The 23,472-nt window shown below is 59.7% G+C and carries 21 protein-coding genes; 5 read left to right on the top strand and 16 right to left on the bottom strand.

Features of this window, described 5'->3' with window-relative positions; all coding sequences use genetic code 11:
• Positions 1-9: 9 nt before the first annotated feature.
• Complete coding sequence (locus AC3WS9_RS16085; protein WP_492489294.1) at positions 10-3,108, top strand: efflux RND transporter permease subunit; 3,099 nt, start codon at positions 10-12, stop codon at positions 3,106-3,108.
• Here AC3WS9_RS16085 and AC3WS9_RS16080 read toward each other — a convergent pair.
• From AC3WS9_RS16080 to AC3WS9_RS16070, 3 genes are all read right to left on the bottom strand, one after another.
• The gene (locus AC3WS9_RS16080) at positions 3,095-4,216 is read right to left on the bottom strand and encodes a YbdK family carboxylate-amine ligase (protein ID WP_492489292.1); all 1,122 of its coding nucleotides are present in this window, start codon (positions 4,214-4,216) and stop codon (positions 3,095-3,097) included. The two genes, AC3WS9_RS16085 and AC3WS9_RS16080, sit on opposite strands and share 14 nt — an antisense overlap.
• A gap of 69 nt (positions 4,217-4,285) precedes the next feature.
• A complete protein-coding gene (locus tag AC3WS9_RS16075) occupies positions 4,286-4,600 on the bottom strand; it encodes a helix-turn-helix domain-containing transcriptional regulator (RefSeq protein ID WP_492489290.1) in 315 nt (104 codons plus the stop codon).
• A gap of 12 nt (positions 4,601-4,612) precedes the next feature.
• Positions 4,613-4,942, bottom strand: coding sequence for a type II toxin-antitoxin system RelE/ParE family toxin (locus AC3WS9_RS16070; protein ID WP_492489288.1), 330 nt, complete (start codon positions 4,940-4,942; stop codon positions 4,613-4,615).
• Between the two features lie 393 nt (positions 4,943-5,335).
• Here AC3WS9_RS16070 and AC3WS9_RS16065 point away from each other — a divergent pair, with 393 nt between their 5' ends.
• Positions 5,336-5,815 (top strand): cold-shock protein, encoded by a 480-nt coding sequence (locus tag AC3WS9_RS16065; protein ID WP_282493853.1) that lies wholly within the window; start codon positions 5,336-5,338, stop codon positions 5,813-5,815.
• A gap of 54 nt (positions 5,816-5,869) precedes the next feature.
• Here AC3WS9_RS16065 and AC3WS9_RS16060 read toward each other — a convergent pair whose 3' ends face one another.
• The 13 genes from AC3WS9_RS16060 to AC3WS9_RS16000 form a co-directional block, all read right to left on the bottom strand.
• Positions 5,870-6,325 carry a hypothetical protein gene (locus AC3WS9_RS16060; protein ID WP_282493852.1) on the bottom strand — a complete coding sequence of 152 codons (456 nt, stop codon included), beginning with the start codon at positions 6,323-6,325 and terminating at the stop codon, positions 5,870-5,872.
• Positions 6,326-6,706: 381 nt separating this feature from the next.
• Complete coding sequence (locus AC3WS9_RS16055; protein ID WP_492489285.1) at positions 6,707-7,411, bottom strand: ABC transporter ATP-binding protein; 705 nt, start codon at positions 7,409-7,411, stop codon at positions 6,707-6,709.
• Positions 7,398-8,222, bottom strand: a complete 825-nt coding sequence (locus AC3WS9_RS16050) for an ABC transporter ATP-binding protein (RefSeq protein WP_492489283.1) — start codon at positions 8,220-8,222, stop codon at positions 7,398-7,400. Before AC3WS9_RS16050 ends, AC3WS9_RS16055 begins: the two co-directional genes overlap by 14 nt.
• Positions 8,215-9,048 carry an ABC transporter permease gene (locus AC3WS9_RS16045; protein WP_282493849.1) on the bottom strand — a complete coding sequence of 278 codons (834 nt, stop codon included), beginning with the start codon at positions 9,046-9,048 and terminating at the stop codon, positions 8,215-8,217. The genes AC3WS9_RS16050 and AC3WS9_RS16045 overlap by 8 nt, the downstream gene beginning before the upstream one ends.
• Positions 9,048-10,070: an ABC transporter permease gene (locus AC3WS9_RS16040; protein ID WP_285158634.1), complete on the bottom strand. Its 1,023-nt coding sequence runs from the start codon at positions 10,068-10,070 to the stop codon at positions 9,048-9,050. The genes AC3WS9_RS16045 and AC3WS9_RS16040 overlap by 1 nt, the downstream gene beginning before the upstream one ends.
• Before the next feature lie 117 nt (positions 10,071-10,187).
• Entirely contained in the window at positions 10,188-11,756 is a 1,569-nt protein-coding gene (locus AC3WS9_RS16035) for an ABC transporter substrate-binding protein (protein ID WP_492489280.1), read from the bottom strand.
• A 183-nt stretch (positions 11,757-11,939) separates the two neighbouring features.
• Positions 11,940-12,587 carry an anti-sigma factor gene (locus AC3WS9_RS16030; RefSeq protein WP_285158632.1) on the bottom strand — a complete coding sequence of 216 codons (648 nt, stop codon included), beginning with the start codon at positions 12,585-12,587 and terminating at the stop codon, positions 11,940-11,942.
• Positions 12,584-13,138, bottom strand: a complete 555-nt coding sequence (locus AC3WS9_RS16025; RefSeq protein ID WP_282493845.1) for a sigma-70 family RNA polymerase sigma factor — start codon at positions 13,136-13,138, stop codon at positions 12,584-12,586. The genes AC3WS9_RS16030 and AC3WS9_RS16025 overlap by 4 nt, the downstream gene beginning before the upstream one ends.
• Before the next feature lie 42 nt (positions 13,139-13,180).
• Positions 13,181-13,744, bottom strand: a complete 564-nt coding sequence (locus AC3WS9_RS16020; protein ID WP_285146684.1) for a fasciclin domain-containing protein — start codon at positions 13,742-13,744, stop codon at positions 13,181-13,183.
• A 167-nt stretch (positions 13,745-13,911) separates the two neighbouring features.
• Positions 13,912-14,280: a hypothetical protein gene (locus AC3WS9_RS16015; RefSeq protein ID WP_285146682.1), complete on the bottom strand. Its 369-nt coding sequence runs from the start codon at positions 14,278-14,280 to the stop codon at positions 13,912-13,914.
• Positions 14,281-14,294: 14 nt separating this feature from the next.
• Positions 14,295-14,495 carry a hypothetical protein gene (locus AC3WS9_RS16010; RefSeq protein ID WP_282493842.1) on the bottom strand — a complete coding sequence of 67 codons (201 nt, stop codon included), beginning with the start codon at positions 14,493-14,495 and terminating at the stop codon, positions 14,295-14,297.
• A gap of 416 nt (positions 14,496-14,911) precedes the next feature.
• A complete protein-coding gene (entD, locus tag AC3WS9_RS16005) occupies positions 14,912-15,568 on the bottom strand; it encodes an enterobactin synthase subunit EntD (RefSeq protein ID WP_492489276.1) in 657 nt (218 codons plus the stop codon).
• A 53-nt stretch (positions 15,569-15,621) separates the two neighbouring features.
• Positions 15,622-17,874 carry a TonB-dependent siderophore receptor gene (locus AC3WS9_RS16000; protein WP_492489274.1) on the bottom strand — a complete coding sequence of 751 codons (2,253 nt, stop codon included), beginning with the start codon at positions 17,872-17,874 and terminating at the stop codon, positions 15,622-15,624.
• Between the two features lie 217 nt (positions 17,875-18,091).
• Here AC3WS9_RS16000 and fes point away from each other — a divergent pair, with 217 nt between their 5' ends.
• The 3 genes from fes to entF are packed head-to-tail and all read left to right on the top strand — an operon-like array spanning position 18,092 to position 23,457.
• Entirely contained in the window at positions 18,092-19,336 is a 1,245-nt protein-coding gene (gene fes / locus AC3WS9_RS15995) for an enterochelin esterase (protein ID WP_492489272.1), read from the top strand.
• Between the two features lie 36 nt (positions 19,337-19,372).
• Positions 19,373-19,585 (top strand): MbtH family protein, encoded by a 213-nt coding sequence (locus tag AC3WS9_RS15990; protein ID WP_492489270.1) that lies wholly within the window; start codon positions 19,373-19,375, stop codon positions 19,583-19,585.
• Positions 19,582-23,457, top strand: coding sequence for an enterobactin non-ribosomal peptide synthetase EntF (gene entF / locus AC3WS9_RS15985; protein WP_492489268.1), 3,876 nt, complete (start codon positions 19,582-19,584; stop codon positions 23,455-23,457). The genes AC3WS9_RS15990 and entF overlap by 4 nt, the downstream gene beginning before the upstream one ends.
• Positions 23,458-23,472: the final 15 nt, after the last annotated feature.

Here is a 23,472-nt window from a genome sequence, read left to right as displayed (position 1 = left end):
GGAGCCATCATGCTGACGTTGTTTATCAAACGCCCGCGCTTTGCGATGGTCATTGCCCTGGTGATCACTATGCTCGGGGCCATCGCCCTGAAGCTGATTCCGGTGGAGCAGTACCCGCAGATCACCCCGCCGGTGGTGAATGTGAGCGCCAGCTGGCCGGGCGCGAGCGCGGGTGACGTGGCGGAAGCCATCGCCACGCCGCTGGAAACGCAGCTCAACGGCGTGGACCACATGCTCTACATGGAATCCACCAGCTCCGATGAAGGGGCGTACAGCCTGAACATCACCTTTGCCGCTGGCACCGACGCGGATCTGGCGGCGATTGACGTGCAAAACCGCGTGGCGCAGGCCGTCGCCCAGCTTCCCGCCGAGGCGCAGCAAAATGGCGTCCAGGTACGCAAGCGCGCCACCAACCTGATGATGGGGGTAAGTCTTTACTCACCGCAGGGCACGCATTCCCCGCTGTTTGTCAGCAACTATGCCAGCACCCAGATGCGCGAGGCGCTGGCGCGTCTGCCGGGCGTCGGGCAGGTCCAGCTGTTTGGCGCACGTGACTACAGCATGCGCATCTGGCTGCGTCCGGATCGCATGAATGCCCTGAATGTGACCACGGACGATGTCGCCCAGGCGCTGCGCGAGCAAAACGTGCAGGGTGCGGCGGGCCAGGTCGGCACACCGCCGGTCTTCAGCGGACAACAGCAAACGCTCACGATCAACGGGCTGGGTCGTCTCAACGAGGCCGAAGCTTTCGGCGATATCATTATTCGCGCCGGTGACATGGGCCAACTGGTGCGGCTGAAAGACGTGGCGACGATCGAGCTGGGTTCGCGCAGCTACAGTTCCGGCGCGCAGCTCAACGGTCACGATTCTGCGTATTTAGGGATCTACCCGACGCCATCCGCCAACGCCCTGCGTGTGGCCGACGCGGTGCGCGGTGAGCTTGAGCGGCTCTCCACCCGCTTCCCGGCGGACCTGACCTGGGAAGTGAAGTTCGACACCACCGAGTTCGTGGCGGCGACCATCAAAGAGATCGGCACCTCGCTGGCCCTGACGCTGCTTGCCGTCGTGGTGGTGGTGTCGCTGTTCCTGCAAAGCTGGCGCGCGACGCTGATCGTGGCGCTGGCGATCCCGGTGTCGTTGATCGGCACCTTTGCGGTGCTCTACACGCTGGGTTATTCCGCCAATACCCTGAGTCTGTTCGCCATCATTCTGGCGCTCACCATGGTGGTGGACGACGCGATCGTCGTGGTCGAAAGCGTCGAAACCCTGATGGCCGAAGGGCAGAGCCGCACCGAGGCGACGGCCAACGCCCTGCGCCAGATTGCCGGGCCAGTGATCGCCACCACTCTGGTGCTGCTGGCGGTGTTCGTGCCGGTGGCGCTGCTGCCGGGAATTGTCGGCGAGCTGTATCGCCAGTTTGCAGTCACACTTTCCACCGCCGTGACGCTCTCAAGCCTCGTGGCGCTGACGCTCACTCCCGCGCTGTGCGCCCTGTTGCTGCGCCCGCGCGTGGGTCGCCCGGCGGCGATCTTCCGCGGATTTAACCGTGGGCTGGACGCCACGCGTAACGGCTATACAAAACTGGTCGACGTCTTTAACCGCCGTCCGCTGGTGGCATTGCTGGCAACCGTGGGGGCGGCGGCTGTGGTCGCGCTGAGTTTTACCGCCATGCCGAAAGGCTTCCTGCCGCAGGAAGATCAGGGCTACTTCTTCGCCAGCGTCCAGCTGCCGGAGGCGGCTTCGCTGGAGCGCACCGAAGCGGTGATGACGACGGCGCGCGAGCTGATTGCCGCTAATCCGGCGGTGGCGGATGTGATTCAGGTCTCCGGGTTTAATATTCTCAACGGCACCAGCGCCTCGAACGGCGGGTTTATCTCGGTGATGCTGAAAGACTGGAGCGAGCGTCCCCCGCTGGATGAGGTGATGGGCGGGCTGCAACGCCAGCTTTTGGCCCTGCCGGAAGCGACCATCATGACCTTCGCGCCGCCGACGCTACCGGGCCTCGGCAACGCCTCCGGTTTCGATCTGCGCATTCAGGCACAGGCGGGGCAAAGCCCGGCGGAGCTGGAGCGCGTCACCCGCGAAGTGCTGGCGAAAGCCAACCAGCATCCGCAGCTTAACCGCGTGTTTACGACCTGGAGCAGCAACGTGCCACAGCTGACGCTTGAGGTCGATCGCGAGCGCGCGGCAAGGCTGGACGTGCCCGTGAGCCGCATCTTCAGCAGCCTGCAAACCGCCTTTGGCGGCACGCGCGCCGGGGATTTCAGCATCAACAACCGCGTTTACCACGTGGTGATGCAAAACGAGATGCAGTGGCGCGAGCGCGCGGAGCAGATTTCAGAGCTGTACGTGCGCAGCAACAACGGGGAGCGCGTGCGCCTGAGCAATCTGGTGACCATCACCCCGACCGTCGGCGCGCCGTTTTTGCAGCAGTACAACCAGTTCCCGTCCGTGTCGGTCAGCGGATCGGCGGCTCCGGGAGTAAGCAGCAGCACGGCGATGGCGGCGATGGGCGAACTGCTGAGCGAAAATCTGCCTGCCGGATATGACTACGCGTGGAGCGGCATGTCCTATCAGGAGCAGCAGACGGGCAACCAGGCGGTGTGGATCGTGCTGGCGGCGGTGGTGATGGCGTGGCTGTTCCTCGTGGCGCAGTACGAAAGCTGGACGCTGCCGGCGAGCGTGATGCTCTCGGTGCTGTTTGCCATCGGCGGCGCGCTGGTCTGGCTGTGGGTGGCGGGCTTCGCCAACGATGTGTATGTGCAGATCGGACTGGTGTTGCTCATCGCGCTGGCGGCCAAAAACGCCATTCTGATCGTCGAGTTTGCCCGCGCGCGGCGCATCGAGGGAATGGAGATTATCGATGCCGCCCGCGAAGGGGCCTCGCGCCGATTCCGCGCAGTAATGATGACCGCCGTCTCCTTTATTATCGGCGTCCTGCCGATGATGCTGGCCTCCGGTGCGGGGGCGCAGAGCCGTCGCATCATCGGGACCACGGTGTTCAGCGGGATGCTGGTCGCCACCGTGATCGGCATCGTGTTTATTCCGGCGCTGTTTGTGTTGTTCCAGCGTCTGCGCGAGTGGGGGCACTCACTTACGGGTGAGTAGTCCACAGCTCGCAGTGTTTTTGCACCAGCGAGGTCAGCGAACCGCCGTCGGCGATAAAATCCCGCATGCGCTGCGCCTCGCTTTTGCCCTGTTTCAACATCAGGCCAATTTCCACAATGGCGCTTTCTGCACCCAGCTTTTCCGCGGAGGGCGCAACCCGCTCAAGCAGCCACGCAAGATCCTCGGCAATGGTTTTTTGCTCACCGGTGTTGACGTCGGTCAGCAGACCGTCCAGCCCATAACGACACGCCTGAAAACGGTTGAAGTTGTACAACAGCGCATCCTGCGGCTGGTGCTTGTAGGGCCGCTCGGTCAGCAGCCAGTGCGAGGTGGCCTGAATCAGCCCGGCGATGTTAATCGCATGCGCGAGGGTCAGGGGCGTATCCATCACCCGCACCTCGACGGTGCCAAAATGCGGGCTCGGTCGAATATCCCAGTGCAGATCCTTGATGCTGTCGATGGTGCTGGTGTAGCTCAGGCGGCGAAACAGCCCTTCGAACTCCTGCCAGTTGCTCACCCACGGCATTTTGCCGTTATCCGGGAACGCCGAGAAAATATTCAGCCGCGAGGAGGCAAACTGGGTATCGCTGCCCTGCATGTAGGGCGACGAGGCGGAGAGGGCGATAAAGTGCGGGACAAAGCGCGACAGGCCGTGCAGAAGATAAATCGCCTCATCTCCGTTGCGGCAGCCGACGTGCACGTGCTGGCCGAAGACCGTCGCCTGCAAAATCAGGTAGCCGAACATCTGCAGCGTGCGGTTGTAGCGTTCGTCGTCGCACACCTCCTGACGCTGCCACTTCTGAAACGGATGCGTACCGCCGCCGCAGATCTGAATGTGCTGATCCGCCGCCGCGCGCAGGATCGCCTGCTGCATCGCCGAAAACTGCGCTGCCGCCTGGTGGATGTCCTGACACACGCCAGTGGCGATTTCGAGCATGCTCTCGGTGATGTCGTGCTTCACCTCACCGGCTTTGATCTCGTTTTTGACCGCGGCAATCAGCGCTGAAGAGTCCTGGCTGAGATCGTACCCCGGCGGATTCACCACCTGCAGTTCGAGTTCAATACCCAGCGTGAAAGGGTCGGATACATGGAAGTCAGGTAGGGGCATGGCGCGCTCCGGTTGCGGGGATGTGTTGAGTATAGACATCTCCCGCGAGCGGCGTGATTTGTGGTGTCGTCAGGCTGATGCTGTGGCGATGCGCGAAATGGGGTAGCCCGTTGCAGACGCCAGCGCAGCGACGCGCTTAAAGGATGGATTTCCGGTTGGGGAAAGTGATTTGTAAAGCGATTCACGGGAAACACCTGCGCGTTTCGCGACGGCAGTCATGCCTCCGGTGGCTTCGATGACATGTCGTAGCGCCAGCATAAATGCCTCATAGCCGCCTTCCTCGTCGATTTCGATCAGAGCCTGGTGAAGATAAACGGGAGCGAATGCGGGATCGTCTTTTAATAGTTGTACCATCGCATCGTCATGGAGTATGGATTTAGCCATTATTTCCTCTCATTACCGGATTTTGTAGTCGTTCAGATAGCTCACAGCGGTATTGATATCGGCGTTTTGGCTCTTCTTTGTTCCGCATAGTAACACAAGATTTACGCTGCCATCCGCGGGGTCGGTGACATAACCAAAATACACCCGATATCCCGGACCTTGAGTTATACGTAATTCTGAAATGCCATCCCGGCATACTTTACAATCTCCGTAGTTGCCGGTTGCCATTCGGGCGACGCGTGTCGCAATCATGGCTTTGGCGATAGGGTCTTTAATGCTACGAAGAAACTCGTCAAAAGGATTACGATCGTTAGCCGTTATATAGTGTTTCACTATCGGCATGATTGTAGCCTGTGGTTAACACTCATTTATTGTATCCCATAAGGTACGATTTACAAGTTAAGCGTCCCGGCAGGATAGATGACGCCTGCCGTAGCTCTCCCGGAATGCGTCACCATTATATGGATTGGAAACCCTATAACCTTTTACTTTTAAAGGTTAATTCGCATTTTGCGAGGCGCTTTCAGAAAAGAGATGCCGGGTGGCGGCTGCGCCTTACCCGGCCTACGGTTAGTCTCTTTGTAGGCCCGTGCAAGCGTTAGCGCCGCCGGGCGATGACCTCGCATCTGGCAAATTTATCGTCCAGACTTAACCCAAAGGCATAGTCTGCGCAGGGATTGTGATTTACACTGCGCGCTGCAAAATTTGAGTTGATAAACGATTAACCAGGCGGTAATGGCGATGAACGGAACGATCACAACGTGGTTTAAAGATAAAGGCTTTGGATTTATCAAAGATGAGAACGGCGATAACCGCTATTTTCATGTGATCAAGGTTGCTAATCCTGAGCTGATTAAGAAAGATGCGGCGGTCACTTTTGAACCGACGACCAACAACAAAGGCTTGTCCGCGTATGCGGTGAAAGTCGTGCCGGAAAGCAAATACATCTATATCGCGGGTGAGCGCCTGAAGCTGACATCGATTAAGTCTTTCCTGGTGTACAGCGAAGAAGTGCCTGCGGATGCCGGTATCGATAAAGAAAATGCCGTGCTGTCAGTGGGTGCCCTGCTGAGCAATATCCGTCCGAAATCCGCGACCAAACCGGGCGAAATGCGCTCGATGAAGAAACTGGCGATCACCACCTTCCAGGGGGCGACGCTGATCTTCACAGAAGACGAGATTGACATCGAGGCGACGGTTAAACTCCTCAAGTGATCTTGTGCCGAAATTCTGCGCCATCCTCAGCAGAATTTCGGCCTCACGGCAGCCTCAGTGCGCCGTGATATAAGGCTCCTTCACGAAATCCGCTAGCAACCAGACCATATCATGCAGCAGTCCCGTCAACTCTTTCGCCACACCTGGCGGGAGCGTTTCTCCCTGCACGGCTTGCGCCAGCGCCTGAGCATAGTCCACCAGCGTGGCGGTTTCCTGCCACAGGTCCGGCACGTTTGAGCTGATCTTCTCACCTTTTATCAGCTGCTCAATCAGGTACGGCGGAAGGTCTTTATCACAGAGCGCGCGCAGCTGGTTGAGCGTTTGCAACAGGCGTTCACACAGGGCCGCGCGCGTTTTGCTGTCGTCGGTCTCGACCAGTACGCAGACAAAGGTCGCGCAAAGATCGGCCACCTGGAATAAATCCGCCTTTTGGGGGAGCGGGGCGTTAAGGAGTTGCTGAATAACGCTTTCTTCAGATTGCGCGTAAGACAGGGTAGGGATAGTAGCCATTTGGCATCCTCTTTATGCGATAAATGAATTAACCACCCTGTGAGTTCCTACGCTCAGGGGGGGTAGCGCTGACGGAGGTAGGAATACCGTGCACAAAGAAAACGGCCAGCTTTTCGGCTGCTCCGCCAGCGCCACCGTGATAGTAACGGGATATGCGCTGTCGCGACAAAAGTAATCGCTTTATGCCAACGGGTTCCTACGCCCGGTTGCGGATGTGCCGCAACGGACGCACTTTACGACTGAGAAATGGCAAATAAAAGTCTTAACCCTGAGTTTCACGAGGTTACTTTTCGTTTTGCGAGGCGCTTTCCAGAAAAGGCCCGCCGGGTGGCGGCTGCGCCTTACCCGGCCTACAAAAGCGATACCTATGCTGCAAAAAACCTACCCCATCCGGTGCTCGCCGTGTTGCATCGCTTCCCGGTCAAACACCCGCTGAATCTGCCCGTGCGCCATAAACGCCGCGCGATCCGACATATGGGCTATCACGTCTGCGTCGTGGCTCACCAGCAGATAGGTCATCCCGTGCTGCTGTTTCAGGCGATTGAGCAGGTTGAGGATCTCCGCCTGCACCGACATATCCAGCGCTGAGGTCGGCTCGTCGAGCAACAACAGCTGCGGACGCAGCAGCAACGCGCGGGCTATCGCCACGCGCTGACGCTGGCCGCCGGAAAGCTGATGCGGATAGCGCTGGCCCGCGTCTGCCGACAATCCCACCTGCTGCAACGCATCGGCCACTTTCTGCGTGATCTGCGTTTCGCCGTGGATTTTGAGCGGCTCGCTCAGCGTGCGTGAGATCGTATGGTTCGGGTGCAGGGACGCCCACGGATCCTGAAACACCATCTGCACGTTGCGCCGTAGCGCACCGGTGAATCGCTCCCCGGAGGAAAGTTGTTCCCCCAGCAGCGTTACCTCGCCGCGCCACTGACGCTGCAGCCCGGCCAGCACGCGCAGAATGGTCGATTTCCCGCAGCCGGATTCACCAATCAGGCTGAACGTTTCCCCTTTCTCGATGGCAAAACTGGCCGCTGACACCGCCGTTTTTTCGCCAAATGCCACCTGTAGCTGACGAACTTCAACGAGGGCCATGCTGTAACTCCTTGCGATCCAGCGTCGGTAACATCTGCCCGTAAGTGCTGGCATTCGGGCGACAGGTCCAGAGCGTGCGGGTGTAGGGATGGGTGGCCTGCGGCAGATCGCGCGCGGCCATTTCATCAACTTTTTCGCCCTGATACATCACCAGCACGCGGTCGCAATGCTCCGCCACCAGGGGCAAATCGTGGCTAATCAGTAACATCGCCATCTGACGCTCTTCGCACTGCTGCACCAGCAGTTCGAGGATTTGGTTGCGCAGACGGGCGTCGAGAGCTGACGTGGGTTCATCGGCAATCAGCACCTGCGGATTGTTAATCAGTGCAATGGCGATCATCACCCGCTGGCCCATCCCGCCGGAGAGTTCGCCGGGATAGCACGTCAGCACGCTCTGCTCCAGCCCGACAGCGTGGATGATGTCGCGGATGCGCTCAACGCGCTCCTTACGAGGAAGGGACTGATGCAGGGTAAGCGACTCCTCGAGCTGCGCGGAAACGCTGTTGACCGGATTGAGTGCATAGCGCGGATCCTGAAGCACCATCGCAATTCCGTTGCCGCGAAGCTGTTGCCAGCCGCGGTTGTTCATCGTCAGCAGATCGTTGCCCAGCACATTAAGCTGGCGGGCGCTCACCGCGCCGGGCTTGCGTACCAGGCCCATTAGCGCACGGGCGGACATGGATTTACCGGAGCCGGATTCGCCCACCAGCGCCAGCCGTTCGTTGCCGAGCGTAAAGCTCAGGTTGTTCACCACGCGCGCGGCGGGGTAGTCGATATTCAGCGCATCGACGATGACGCGAGGTTCAGTCATGCTGTGGCTCCAGAATGTCGCGCAGGCCGTCGCCCAGCAGGTTAAAGGCCAGGCTGGCGAACAGAATCGCCCCGCCGGGAATGGCGGCAATCCACCACTGATCGAAAATCACCTGCATGCCGTCGGCGATCATCGCGCCCCATTCGGCCATCGGCGGACGCGCCCCGAGACCGAGGAACCCAAGCCCGGCGGCGGCCAGAATAATCCCCGCCAGATCCAGCGCCAGGCGCACAATGGCTGACGGCAGACAGAGCGGCAGAATATGCCCGAGCAACAGCCGCCCGCCGCGAATGCCCATCATCTCGGCGGCTGCGAGATAATCGCTGTGGCGCAGACGCTGGATTTCACTTCGGGCCTGGCGCGCATAGGCCGGCCAGGTGGTGAGCGCCAGGGCCAGCGCGCCGTTCACCAGTCCCGGACCGAGCATGGCGACAAAGGCAAAGGCGAGGATCAGGCGCGGCATCGACATCACCACGTCGGTAAAACGCATCAACACGCGCTCCAGCCAGCCGCCGTAATACCCGGATAAAATCCCGATCGCAAGCCCGGCGGGCAGCGTAATGACGGTGACTAATGCCACCAGCCCAAGGGCGGGGCGGCTGCCGTAGATCAGACGCGAGAGTAAGTCGCGCCCATAACTGTCGGTGCCCAGCCAGTGTTCGGCGTTCGGGGCCTGTAAACGTGCCGCGGCGTTCTGCCAGTTGGGATCGAGCGGGGCGAGCCACGGGGCAAACAGGGCGATCAGCAGCAACAGGCTGATGGCGATAAGCCCGCAGAACGCAGCGGGAGAGCGGCGCAGTCGGCGCAGGAAAAGATAGAAAGGCATCAGCGCACCCTGGGGTCGGTGGCCCGCACAAGCAGGTCGGTCAGATTATTAATCAGCACAAAACAGACGCCAATCACCAGCGTGCCGCCCATGATGGCGGTGGTATCGCCTGCAAACAGCGCGGTGGTGAGATAGCGGCCAATGCCCGGCCAGGAGAAGACGGTTTCGGTCAGCACCGCCCCTTCGAGCATGCTGGTGTAGGCCAGGGCGATCACCGTCAGTAGCGTGCTGCGAATGTTCGGCAGCACGTGGCGCAGCAAGATCGTCATCTCTCCGGCACCCTTGGCGCGGGCGAGCAGGATGTACTCTTTGTTCATTTCGCTCAGGCACGCCGAGCGCGTCAGACGGGTGATGCTCGCCAGCGAATAGTAGGCCAGCAGCAGCACCGGCAGCACCAGATGGCTGACGGCGTTTTTAAATGCCTCCCGGTCGCCGGAAAGCCAGGTGTCGATCAGCGCAAAACCAGTGCGCGGTTCAACGGTGTATTGCCAGATATCATCCAGCCGCCCCGGCCCGGCGCTCCACTGCAGCTTCGCGTAGAACAGCGCCAGCATTAACAGTCCGAGCCAGAAAATCGGCACCGAGTTACCCAGCAGGGTGAGGGTGCGGATGATCAGATCCAGCGGCGAACCGGCAAAGCGTGCGCAGAGTACGCCTGCGATCACCCCGAGTACGGAGCCGATAATCAGCGCCAGCGTGGCGAGTTCCAGCGTGGCCGGAAAGGCGTGCAGCAGATCCTGCAATACGGGTTGCCCGGTGGCGCTGGCGGTGCCGAGATCGCCGTGGAACAGATTCAGCAGGTAGTGCCAGAACTGGACGGCGACAGGCTGATCCAGCCCGAGCTGGTGGCGGACCTGATCGTAGGTCGACTGGCTGGCGTGATCGCCGACGATCTGCAGGACGCGATCGACAGGGGAGAAAGCAGAGAGCGCAAAGGTGACGAGCAGGAGCCCGAACAGGGTGAGCAGCAGGGTGAGAAGCCCCTGTAAAACACGCATCACGTGGGTGGATAGATGTGGCATGGGGAGAGCGTTATTCCTGAGCTGGCCTTCAATGCCGGGTGGCGGCTACGCCTTACCCGGCCTACAAAACCGTAAATGTAGGCCGGGTAAGCGCAGCGCCACCCGGCAAGAGGGCGATTATTTCGTCACTTTATCGTACCAGACCATATCGGCGTTCAGCCCCTGCTGGTACCCCTTCACGTTATCGCGCACCACGATCTGGGTTTTGCCCTGGTCGACGAACACGTACGGCGAATTGTGCTGCAACTCCTGCTGCATTTTGGTGTACAGATCCAGGCGTTTGGCCGGGTCTGGCTCGGCCACGGCGGCCAGCGTCGCTTTATTCAGCTCCGGGATTTTCCAGCCGTTAAGACCCGCCACAGTGCTGGATTTACCGTCGTTCCACGCAAAGGCGCTGGCGTTGGAGTGCGCGTCAAAGTAGTCCGGGATCCACAGGCGAATCGCCGCCTGATGTTGTTTGGCACGCACGCGAGCGTAAACCTGGCTGCCCGCGGCTGGCAGCAGATCGACCTTCACGCCGCCCTGGGCGAAGCTCGCCTGCATCGACTGAGCGATGGTGATAAACGGCGGTTTGTTCTCCACGTCCAGCGTGAAGTGCGCGTCTTTAATGCCCGCTTTGGCGAGGATCTCTTTCGCTTTGGCCGGATCGAATTTGAACGGATTCTCTTCCAGCGCGCCCGGCAGACCGACCGGCAGGAAGCTCTGATGAACGAAATACTGGCCCTTCAGCAGATCTTTGGTAATGCCCTCATAATCCACCAGCCAGCGCGATGCTTCCCAGAACGCCGGGTTGTTCAGCAGCGGGTTGGCGCTGTTTCCGGCGTTAAACACCAGGTAGTTCTGTTCAGCCGAAGGAATGCTCAGCACTTTCACGCCCGCTTTACCTTCGAGGGCGCTGATTTGGTCCGCACCCAGATCGCGGGCCATGTCGGCGTCACCCTGCTGGATCAGCAGGCGACGAGAGGCCGGGTCCGGGACGTTTTTGATAATGATGCTCTTAAGCTTCGGCGCGCCGCCAGGGGCGCTGTCGTTGGCTTCCAGCACAATCGCCTGATGCGGCTGATAGACGCGCATTTTGTACGCGCCGCTGCCCGCCGAGTGCATTTTTAGCCAGGCGTTACCGAAGTCGTTGTCTTTCACATTCGCTGAAACCAGTTTTTCATCGACGATGGAGGCAATCGGCGTGGAGAGAATATTCAGCGCCACCGCCGGGCTGACGTCAGCGGTCCAGCGCAGTTCCAGCGTGTGGTCATCCACTTTTTTCAGCTGGCTGGCGATATTGCCCGGCTCCCAGCCCAGCACGTTGAGAATAAAGGCCGGGGATTTGTTGAGGGTGATGGCGCGGGTGTAAGAGAAAATGACATCTTCCGGGCGCAGCGGATTGCCGGAGGCAAATTTGGCGTCCGGCTTGAGTTTGATAGTCAGGGTTTTCGCTGCTGCGTTGGCTTCCCAGCTTTCGGCCAGAATCGGAGAGATTTTGGCCGGGTTATCGCGGTCCGGCTGCACCAGGCGCTGGTACAGGCTCGGCACGGTCTGGATGCTGGAAAGCTCGTTGGCTTCTGCGGGATCGAGGCTCACGATATCATCCAGCCCCTGAGCGACAACCAGCGTATTCGGCGGAGTAGCGGCGTTGGCGGCGGCGGACAGCACGGCCAATACCAGTAACGGCAGCAGTTTTTTCGTCATAGCGATCCCTGAAAATGAAATGTGTTGTGATTGTTTTTGGCATCGCTACGTTAGGCCGGGCGGGAAAATCCTCAAAGTCTAAATTCTGCTTTGCTTATGCCCTCAGGATATAACGCATGCAGATTGGCTATTAAGCGGCGGCGAAAACCACCGCTTTTCGCCTGCAATCTTTCCGATGGCGCGCTAGATTTTGCCGCTGAACAGCACCGGCCCGGTCGGTTGTCCGGTCGGCGATCCGCCTTTCGGTTCGAGGCTTATCGCAATCACGGCGTCGGCGGCGAGGGTCAGTTTGTTGAGCCTCACCTGAGTCGGCGCCTGGCTGTTGACCAGGCCCAGCGACACCGGCGTTTTCCCGGCGGGGATCAGCCACAGCTGCAGGCTGTTATTAGTGGTCAGCGCGGCAGGGCGCAGCGGGGAGATGCTCAGCTGCTGGCGCTGGCTGTCTGCACTCACCAGCCATTGTCCCTGCTGCTGTGCATCGTTCAGCACCACCAGCGGAGAAAGTTCAGGTTCACGCACGGCATACCAGGTCGTCAGCGTGATGGCCGCTAAACCTGCCGCCACCATCCAGCCGAGATAAGGCCGGGTGCGGCGCGCCGGGGTTTGCGCCGGGAGGTCGAGCAGGATTTTCTTCCACACTTTTTCGGGCGGCAGAATCGGGGCCAGATGGCTGTCGAGGGTACTGAACGTGGTTTCCCAGCGCGCAACCCGCTCGGCCAACTCGCGTTCATGCAAAAGCCTCTTCTGGAAACGGAGCCGCGCGTTGCCCCGCAGCGTACCGAGGGCGTACTCTGCTGCCAGCGCATCATCGCGTTTTTCGTTATCGTTCATAGGCCTATACATTCCCGGAGATGTTCCATCGCGCGGCGGATCCAGCTTTTGACCGAGCCAACCGGCTGTTTGAGCCAGTCGGCGATATCGCTGTGGGACATCCCCTGATAATACGCGAGCGTAATGCTCTGGCGCTGATCGTGGCTAAGATGGCCGAGGCAGTGGCGCAAACGCTCCGCCTGGTCTTCATCATGCCAGTTATTGCGATCGTCGCCGTCGGCAACCTGGAGTAAGTCGGTGTACTCCTCTTCACGGCTGGCCGCGCGGGCTTGCCCACCCCGGAGCCAGTCAATGCAGCGGTTACGGACAATATGGGTCAGCCAGGTCATGGGGGAGCTGAGGGCAGGATCATAAGCGTCGGCCTTGCTCCAGACGGTGATGAAGCAGTCGTGCAGCACCTCTTCCGCCCAGGCGTGCTGGCGCAACATGCGCAGGGCAACGGCAAAAAGATGCGGTGACGTGAGTCGGTAGAGCTGTTCAAATGCGCGGCGATCGCCCGTGGCGACCGCCTGCATTAATCTAAGGTGCTGTTCTGCCAGCGCATTATCCATCTGTTTTCCGGATGCTTATTTTCCCATCCGAAGTATAGACAATTACTTAGGCATCAGAACGGTGTCGATCACGTCAATCACGCCGTTTTTCTGGTGGACGTCGTAGGTGCTGATGTTCGCCACGTTGCCTTTACCGTCTTTAAGCTGAATGTTGTGCGGGCCATTGCTCATGATCCACAGGGGCTGGCCGTTCACGGTTTTGAGCTCCGCGTGGCCGCCGCCCTGTTTAATTTTCGCTTCCAGGGCTTTCATATCGTAATTCCCGGCCACCACGTGATAGGTCAGGATGCTGGTGAGCGTCGCTTTGTTCTCCGGTTTCACCAGGTTATCGACCGTTCCGGCAGGCAGTTTGGCGAACGCCGCATCGGTCGGGGCAAAGACGGTGAAAGGCCCTTTGCTCTGCAACGTATCCACCAGACCGGCAGCTTTAACGGCGGCGACCAGGGTGGTGTGATCTTTTGAGTTCATGGCATTTTCGACGATATTTTTTTGCGGGAACATCGCCGCGCCGCCGACCATGACCGAACCGGAATCCATGGCGGCAAATGAGCCTGCGGTGAAGAGTAAGGCGCTGGATACGAATGCGATCTTAATGAACTTTTTCATCATACATCCTCGTAGTAGGGAGCTCAGGATTTGCTCACGTACTGATATACGAGGGAGGAGGCGGAACTGGATGCAGGAAAAATAAAATTAATTTTGCGCGCATCCTGCGCGCGCTGTTTTTGATAAGTGGGGAGACATCCCTGTCTGCTGTCATCACTCCTTTATCATTAGCGGACCGACACGCCTTCCAGCTTGCCGGACGACGTCATGTCAAACTCGGCGGTATAACCGTTTTTGCGCCAGCGGGTGCGCTCGCCGTTGGTGGAGTGCCATCCTGCATCTTCCATATAATCAACGGCTTCACCCTGGTATTTGCCCGCGATGTTGGAATCGATTTCACGCGCTATGTTACCCGTAGACTCATCGTCCCGATGGTGATGCCGGGTATGCCCGACGTGGCACGTTCCGTTAGCTTCATCAACCTGTGTACAGCCCGATTGTTCCAGCTGTGCGCGATAGGCTTCGCTGATAGCAAACACAGGCTGAGAAAATATGCCGCCAATCACGGCGAGTAAGATCCAATAGTTTGTTTTCATGATCATCTGCTCTGTTAACGATACCAGCAGCGTGAGCCGTTATCGGCCTGGCTGGCGTCTGCTAAGGTTTCACAATCCGGCAGTGAAACGCCGTCGCGGGTGATCATGTGATCTTTATTGTGGTGATGATGTTCATTGCTCGGCGGGGCAATAATACAGCCGGATAACATCAGCGTTGCGCCAGCAATAGTGAGTGCCATAAGAACTTTATTCATTCCGGTATTCCTGTCTTTGGGTTATGCATTTCATTAGCCGCAGTATTATTCCGTTTTAAATCGTCGGGTTCCTTACTCAAGCGGCATTTTTTAACGGGGGCTATCTGTCCGTGAAAGCATCATATGGAGTTATGAAACTAAAATAAAGAGGTCCGACCTGGTGTTATCTGTTGTTTTATTTGTATGAATTTAAAGGATAAAAAATTTCTCCATCGGCGTTGTTATTCAGTTGTTGTTTTTTATCGATGGTTTTGACTTTGTCTACATTAATAATCGTGGGTGCTTTTTGGATAATTCAAAGTAATCGATTACAGATAATTAACGAAAATAAACGAAATAAATCGTTAATGAGCGAGAAAATAAAATAGAGCGTTTTTCTAAGATTAATCCGCAGAGAAATTAAATTGTATGACGATTTATTCGCAGAGCAGGGTTATTACGCTGTTGTTTTTTTGACACCAGTGAAGAATAAATGCGTGGTTTTGCGGAAAACCGGCCAGAGGACGGGTTAGAGAGAGAGTCAGCGTGCTGTCTGATATCGCCGTTACCCAGGCGCTGTCAAAGCCCATAAAGGCGTTCACGCGCGGGAAGAGGGCTTTGAACAGGCTCTCTTTGGCGCTGAAAGCCAGCGTCAGGGCGAGGGAGAACGGATATCCCGTGCTGAGCAGCACGGATTTTTCCTCTGCACAGATGATCCCGTCCTGAATCTCAACGGATTCCTGCTCATCGATAAGCTGCTCGCCGTCGATGCCCACCAGCGCGTTATCGCCACGCACCGCCAGGGCGAATGCCTGGGTGCCGCTGTGAGAAATACTGCCCGCGACTCCAGCGGGCCACAGGGGTTCGCCGTTAGGGCCAATCCCCGGCACTGTCGCGATCGCCAAATCCTGTAGCGCATGCGCGGCGGCGATGCGTCCGGCCAGATGGTCGGCTTTACGTTTAGTGGCGGCATGGCTCAGGGCGGCGTGATGGGGCAGCCAGAGGAGATCGGCGTTGTCAAAAGTAGTGGGATCGAAATCAATGCGGTGAAGCGAGACGCCGCCGAGTGTCAGCAGGCTGTGAGTGGTTTGCATCGGTCCCCCTGATTGAACAAAGCCCCCTTCGGTGGAAGGGGGCTTACAGTCTATCAGAAGTGGGTGTTCACGCTCATGTACCAGGTGCGTCCCGGTTCGTTGTAGGTGTAAGCACCTGCACCGTACATGTACGCGCCGGTGGTGGCGTTCCCGGTGGTCTGGGCATTACCCGCGCGCCACTGGCGTTTGTCGAAGACGTTGTCCACGCCGCCGGTCAGGCTAACGTACTTAGTCACGTCCCAGGTCGCGCTCAGGCCGACGATGCTGTACGGGCTGACTTCGTCTTTCTCAGACCCGGTCACCGGCTGACCTTTGTAGTTGTATTTCTTCGGCTGCTGCTTGCCGTACCAGGTGAAGGTCGACTGCACAGAAACATCCTGCTGTACCTGCCAGCTCAGGGTTGAGTTCAGCGTGTACTCCGGGATGATCGACAGACGGTCGCCGGTCTCTTTGTTCTTACTTTGCAGCATGTAGGTGATGTTGTTGGTCCAGTTGACCGCATCCGTCACCGGCACGTTCAGTGTCCCTTCCAGCCCTTCTACCACGGCTTTCGGCACGTTTTCCCACTGATAAATATCGGTGGTGACTTTGCCGGAAGAGGTCTGGCCGATTGGCGCATAGCCAGCTTCGATTTTGTCGCGGTAGTCGTTACGGAACCAGGTCGCGCCCGCCAGCCAGCCGTCGCGTTTCCACTCAAGGCCGATCTCTTTGTTGATGCTGGTTTCGGCTTTCAGGTCGTCGTTACCCATCATGTAACAGCCGACGCCGTCACCGCTGGCGTAGCAACCCTGACCTTTGCTGTAGAGCAGATAGTTCGGGTTGGTCTGGTACAGGCTCGGCGCTTTGTACGCCCGGGCGATACCCATTTTCAGCGTGAAGTCATCACCCAGACCCTGGGACAGGTTCAGGGACGGGCTCCAGTTGTTGCCGACGATAGTGTGATGATCGAAGCGCAGCGCCGGGGTCAGCATAGTGCTGTCGGTCAGCTCCATGTTGTTTTCAGCAAACAGGGAGAAGATCTCCGCCTGGGAGTACGGGCTACGATCGTCGCTCAGGCCTGGGATCGCGCCGCCCTGTTGGGTCTGGGAGTTAGAGGCGTAATCCTTCATGCGCTGCTGGTTCCACTCGGTGCCCAGCGTCAGGTTCTGATTGACGAGGAAGTCGAACGGCAGGCTGACTTCGCTGTGCAGCGTGACGTCGGACAGATCCGTATCGGTAAACTTGTCGCTGTTGAACAGCCCTTCCAGACCGCCCGCCAGCCCTTCGCCGAGACGCGAGTTGCGGGTGTGCTCGTACTGCGCCCAGTTGCTGGTGGTCACGCCGTTATCCCAGCCGCCGTTCCAGGTCACCGCCCAGTTCTGGCGGTAGATACGGTTGGTCTCTTTGCCGTAATTCTTCTTCACCAGCCCGTTGGAGCTGTCGTCGTTGTTGGTGTTCTGCGTATCGCCCGCGTAGAGGTTGTTCTGGCGGCTGTAGCCCGCTTCAAACTCCAGAGACTGCATTGGAGCAAAGTCCCAGCGCACGACGCCGTTGATGTCTTTGTTTTCCACCCCCTCACGACCCGCAGGCAGGGTGCTGGAATACATCCCGGTACGCTCAGACTGATGGCCCTGGTTGATGTCCCATGCGTCGGCCTGGGTTTTGTCCAGATTACCGAACATGCGGAAGCTGAAATCGCCGCCCAGCGGCCCGCTCAGGCTGAAGTTGGTGCGCTTGGTGGAGCCTTCGTCTTTATGCTCCGGCGCGTTCAGATAGGTATTCCACGAACCATGCCACTGGTTGTCGAATTTTTTGGTGATGATGTTCACCACGCCGCCCGCCGCGCCGTTACCGTAGCGTGCGGCCGCCGGGCCACGAATGACTTCGATGCGCTCGATCATCTCTGGCGGCACCCAGCCGGTGTCACCACGGGTATCACGCTCGCCGCGCCAGCCCAGACGGATGGAGTTGCGGCTGGTGACCGGTTTGCCGTCGATCAGAATCAGGGTGTTTTCCGGGCCCATGCCGCGAATGTCGATCTGGCGGTTGTTCCCGCGCTGGCCGCTGGTGGAGTTCCCGGTCAGGTTCACGCCCGGCATGGTACGAATGATTTCGGCCACGTCGCGAGCGGGAGGGTTTTTACGGATTTCATCGGCAGTGATGGTGGAAACGCCCGGCGCCTGCAGGTTCTGCTCGGCGGCGGTGATCACCATGGTGTCTTCGTGCGCGGCGCTGCTGGTGGTTTTGTCCTCTGCCATCGCTGGCATGGCTACGCCGTAAATCCCCAGATTGACCAGCAAGGCCAGGGAGTGAATCTTCTTATTCATTGTACGTCCTGCTTTTCGTTGCCGCGTCCCCTTGGCTCCATTCCCTAACGGGAGAGGAGGCGGCATGACTTATCACCGGCACGTTGCGTAAGCAGCCCTGTCCTCGAGCGCACACAATGCGTGGCATGGTTATTTTATGAGCGCGCTTCCCACAGCGCGGGCACTACGCTATTGCAAATGCAAATAGTTATCAATAATATTATCAATAATTTTTACCGTGTATCAAAAAAGACGCAAAAAACATGAGGTTAAACGGGTGACGGCGCTAACAACGGGAAGTGAAGCCTGGTGGCAGTCCAAAACAGGTCCGGAATGGGTCCGCGAAGGCGAACAATATCGTGTTACATTCTGGTGGCGCGATCCGGCAGGGACAGAGCGCACATCGCCGGTACAGCGGGTGTGGATCTACATCACCGGCGTGACCGACCACCATCAAAATGCCCGACCACAATCCTTAACCCGCCTTCCCGACACCGACATCTGGCAATGGCAGGGGGAGTTCAGCCCCGAGTGGCGCGGCAGCTACTGTTTTATCCCCTCCGATAATCCTCAGGATTTCGACGAGACCGTCTTCACCGCCGACGCGCCGGACCGCATGGCCCTGCGCGAGGGCTGGCGCAAACTGCTGCCGAAAGCGATCGCCGATCCGCTAAACCGCCAGTGCTGGCGCGGCGGACGCGGCCATCCGGTGTCTGCACTTGAGATGCCGAATGCGCCGGTGCAGCCGGGCTGGAATCATCCCAATACGCCACATTCGCCGCCAAACTGCATCGAGTGGCACAGCCCGCGGCTGGGGAATTCGCGCCGTGTGTGGCTCTTCACCACTGGCGAGGAAAACCCGGCCGAGCGCCCGCTGGCGATCCTCCTCGACGGGCAGTTCTGGGCCGAAAGTATGCCCGTCTGGCCCGCGCTGACGGCGCTCACCAACGAGGGGCAGTTGCCGCCTGCAGTCTACGTACTCATCGATGTGATCGACACCGCCCATCGCAGCCGCGAGCTGCCCTGCAATCCCGATTTCTGGCAGGCGGTGCAGGAAGAGTTACTCCCGCAGATCCACGCCGTTACGCCTTTTAGCTCTCAGCCCGATCGCACGGTCGTCGCCGGGCAAAGCTTCGGCGGCCTGGCGTCTCTGTACGCCGGTCTCAACTGGCCGCAGCGCTTTGGCTGCGTGCTCAGTCAGTCGGGCTCCTACTGGTGGCCGCATCGCGGCGCGCAGCAGGACGGGCTGCTGATCGAACAACTCAAAGCGGGTGAAAAATCCGCCGAACACCTTCGCATCGTTCTTGAAGCGGGCCAGCGCGAGCCGCTGATTTTCCGGGCCAATCAGGCCATTTACGCCCAACTACAACACACACAGCAGTCGATTTTCTGGCGTCAGGTTGACGGCGGACATGATGCGCTTTGCTGGCGTGGCGGGCTGACGCAGGGGCTTATTACTCTCTGGCAGCCACTCATTCACTAACGCCAGGCAGGCGATTTTTTTCGACAGGAGTTAGGTATGGAATTCAGTAATCCCTTCGACAATCCGCAAGGGCTATTCGCCCTTTTGCAAAACGAAAACGGTCAGTACAGCCTGTGGCCCGCCCAGTGCGCGCAGCCTGCGGGCTGGCGTGAAGTGTGCCCCCCGCAGTCTCAGGAAGCCTGCCAGCAGTGGCTCGCCGAACACTGGCAGACGCTTCTCCCTTCACATTTCGCGGGGGAGAACGCATGAGCGCACATCTTCCTCTCGTCGCCGCCCAGCCGGGAATCTGGATGGCAGAACAGCTCTCGACCCTGCCGAACGCCTGGAGCGTGGCGCACTACGTTGAACTGAAAGGCGAAATCAACGCGCCACTGCTGGCGAAAGCCATCGTCGAAGGCATGATGCAGGCCGACACGCTGCGCACGCGTTTTAGCGAAGACAACGGCGAGGTGTGGCAGTGGATCGACGAATCCATGACGCTCGCCGAGCCGAAGCGTGTCGATCTGCGCGACAGCGCCGATCCGCACGCCGCTGCCGTGGCGCTGATGGAGGCCGATCTTGCGCAAAACCTGCGCGTCGACAGCGGTCAGTCGCTTGCCTTCCAGCTCCTGATTCAGGTCGAAGACAATCGCTGGTACTGGTATCAGCGCTATCACCATTTAGTGGTTGATGGCTTTAGTTTCCCGGCCATTACCCGCCAGATCGCCGCAATTTACGCCGCGTGGGCGAAAGACCAACCGACACCCGCGTCGCCGTTTACGCCGTTTGCAGAGGTGGTGGAAGAGTATCAGCGCTATCGCGACAGCGAGGCGTATCAGCGCGACGGCGCGTTCTGGGCCGAGCAGCGCAAACAGCTCCCGCCGCCGGTTTCACTGTCACCCGCGCCGCTGCCAGGCCGCGTCGCGACCACCGATATTTTACGTCTCAAGCTGGTGGCCGATCGCCGCGCGTTTAGTCAACTGACCGCCGCCTGCACGCAGGTTCAGCGCACGGATCTGGCCCTCGCGCTGGTGGCCCTGTGGCTGGGCCGCTTAACCGGTCGACTGGACTTCGCGGCGGGCTTTATCTTTATGCGTCGAATGGGATCGGCGGCGCTCACCGCCACCGGCCCGGTGCTCAACGTCCTGCCGATGGCGGTTAACATCAGCCCGCAGGAGACCTTGCCGGAGCTGGCCCTGCGCCTGGCGAATCAGCTGAAAAAGGTGCGCCGTCACCAGCGTTACGACGCCGAGCAGATTGTGCGCGACAGCGGCCGCGCAGCCGGAGACGAAGCGCTGTTTGGCCCGGTGCTGAACGTGAAGGTTTTTGATTATCAGCTGGATATCGACGGCGTCGAGGCCATTACACACACTCTGGCGACCGGCCCGGTGAACGACCTCGAACTGGCGCTGTTCCCGGGTGAGCAGGGCGGGTTGAGCATTGAAATTCTGGCGAACAAACAGCGCTACGATGAGGCGACGCTCACCCGTCACGTGGCGCGCCTGAACGCGCTGCTGGCGCAGTTTGCCGCCAATCCTGCGCTGCCGTGCGGCGAGGCGGAAACCGTCTCCGAAGAGGAGTATCACCAGCTGGCGCAGATCAACGACACCGGCGTGATGCTCGAAGCGACTACCCTGAGCGCGCTGGTGGCGGAGCAGGCGCACAAAACGCCGGACGCCCCGGCACTGGCGGATGCGCACACCGAACTGACCTATCGCCAGATGCGCGAGCAGGTAATCGCTCTGGCAAATCTTCTGCGCGAACGCGGCGTCAAACCCGGCGACAGCGTGGCGGTGGCACTGCCGCGCTCGGTGTTCCTGACCCTGGCGCTGCACGCGATTGTCGAAGCCGGAGCCGCCTGGCTGCCGCTCGATACGGGCTATCCCGACGATCGCCTGCATATGATGCTGGAAGATGCGCGTCCTTCTTTACTCATTACCACCGACGATCAGCTCCCGCGCTTTAGCGAGGTGCCGGATCTTACGACCCTGTGCTACGGCGAACTGCTGCCTGCGCAGGGCAGCGAACCGCTGAATCTGAGCACGCCGGAACAGACCGCCTACATCATCTTTACCTCCGGCTCGACCGGGCGCCCGAAAGGGGTGATGGTCGGGCAAACCGCCATCGTCAACCGCCTGCTGTGGATGCAAAACCACTATCCGCTGGATGCGCGCGACGTGGTCGCACAGAAAACGCCGTGCAGTTTTGACGTCTCGGTGTGGGAGTTCTGGTGGCCGTTTATCGCCGGGGCAAAACTGGTGATGGCCGAGCCGGACGCCCATCGCGATCCGCTGGCGATGCAGCAGTTCTTCGCCCGCTACGGCGTCACCACTACGCACTTTGTCCCGTCGATGCTGGCGGCGTTTGTCGCCTCCTTAACGCCGGAAAACGCCCACTGCTGCACCAGCCTGAAACAGGTGTTCTGCAGCGGCGAGGCGCTGCCAACCGAGCTGTGCCGCGAGTGGGAAGTGCTCACTCACGCGCCGCTGCACAATTTATATGGCCCGACGGAAGCGGCGGTAGACGTGAGCTGGTATCCGGCCTTCGGCGATGCGTTGGCGGCGGTAGAAGGCAACAGCGTGCCGATTGGTTTCCCGGTGTGGAATACCGGCCTGCGCATTCTGGACGCAATGATGCGCCCGGTGCCGTTTGGCGTGGCGGGCGATCTTTATCTGACCGGCATTCAGCTGGCGCAGGGGTATCTGGGCCGACCGGATCTGACCGCCAGCCGCTTTATCGCCGATCCTTTTGCGCCGGGTGAGCGCATGTATCGCACCGGCGACGTCGCCCGCTGGCTGGACAACGGCGCGGTGGAGTATCTCGGTCGCAGCGACGATCAGCTGAAAATTCGCGGTCAGCGCATAGAGCTCGGCGAAATCGACCGCGCGATGCAGGCCTTGCCTGACGTGGCGCAGGCGGTGGCCCATGCCTGTGTCTTCAATCAGGCGGCAGCGACCGGCGGCGATGCGCGCCAGCTGGTGGGCTACGTGGTATCGGACTCCGGTTTACCGCTGGATCGCGATGCGCTGCTCGACGCCCTGAAAGCGCAGCTTCCGCCACACATGGTGCCGGTGGTGTTGCTGCAAATCAGCGAGCTGCCGCTGAGCGCCAACGGCAAGCTGGATCGCAAAGCGCTGCCGCTGCCGGAGCTGACCAGCAAAGCCTCGGGCCGCGCGCCGGAAACCGAAACCGAAATCGCGGTGGCGCAGGCGTTCTCGGCGCTGCTCGGCTGCGAGGTGAACGACATTGAAGCCGATTTCTTCGCCCTCGGCGGCCACTCGCTGCTGGCGATGCGCCTCGCGGCGCAGCTTAGCCGCGCGTTCTCCCGCAAAGTCACGCCGGGGCAGATCATGGTCGCTTCAACGGTTAATCAGCTGAGCACGCTGCTGGATTCTTCAATGAGCGACGAACAGGCGCAGCGTCTCGGCTACGAAACGATCCTCCCCCTGCGCCAAAGCAACGGACCGACGCTGTTCTGCTTCCATCCGGCGTCCGGTTTTGCCTGGCAGTTCAGCGTGTTGGCGCGCTACCTCAGCCCGCGCTGGTCGATTACCGGGATTCAGTCTCCTCGCCCGGAAGGCCCGATGGCGCAGGGCGCGACCCTGGATGCGGTGATCGAGCATCATCTGCGCACCCTGCGCGCGCAGCAGGCGCAGGGGCCGTACTATCTGTTTGGTTACTCGCTTGGCGGGACCTTGGCACAGGGCATCGCCGCGCGGCTGCGCGAGCAGGGTGAAGAGGTTGCGTTCCTCGGCCTGCTGGATACCTGGCCGCCGGAGACACAAAACTGGGCGGAAAAAGAGGCCAACGGGCTGGACCCGGAAGTGCTGGCGGAGATCGAACGCGAGCGGGAAGCTTTCATGGCGGCCCAGCAGGGGCAGGCGTCGGGCGAGCTGTTTACCGCCATCGAAGGGAACTACGCCGATGCGGTGCGCCTGCTGACCACGGCGCACAGCTCGCGGTTTGACGGCAAAGCGACGCTGTTCGTCGCCGAACGCACGCGAACCATGGACCCGCATCAGGCGTGGGCCCCGTGGGTGGGCGAGTTAGAGGTCTATTCTCAGGATTGCGCTCATGTGGATATCATTTCTCCGCAGGCGTTCGAGAAGATTGGGCCGGTGTTGAAGGGGATTTTGGGGTAAGTGCGCGCTGTTGCC

It is taken from the genome of Lelliottia sp. EB106-05-01-XG201 (assembly GCF_058791735.1).
Note: the sequence above shows the minus strand (reverse complement) of the source record. Positions and strands in the feature narration are given on the sequence as shown.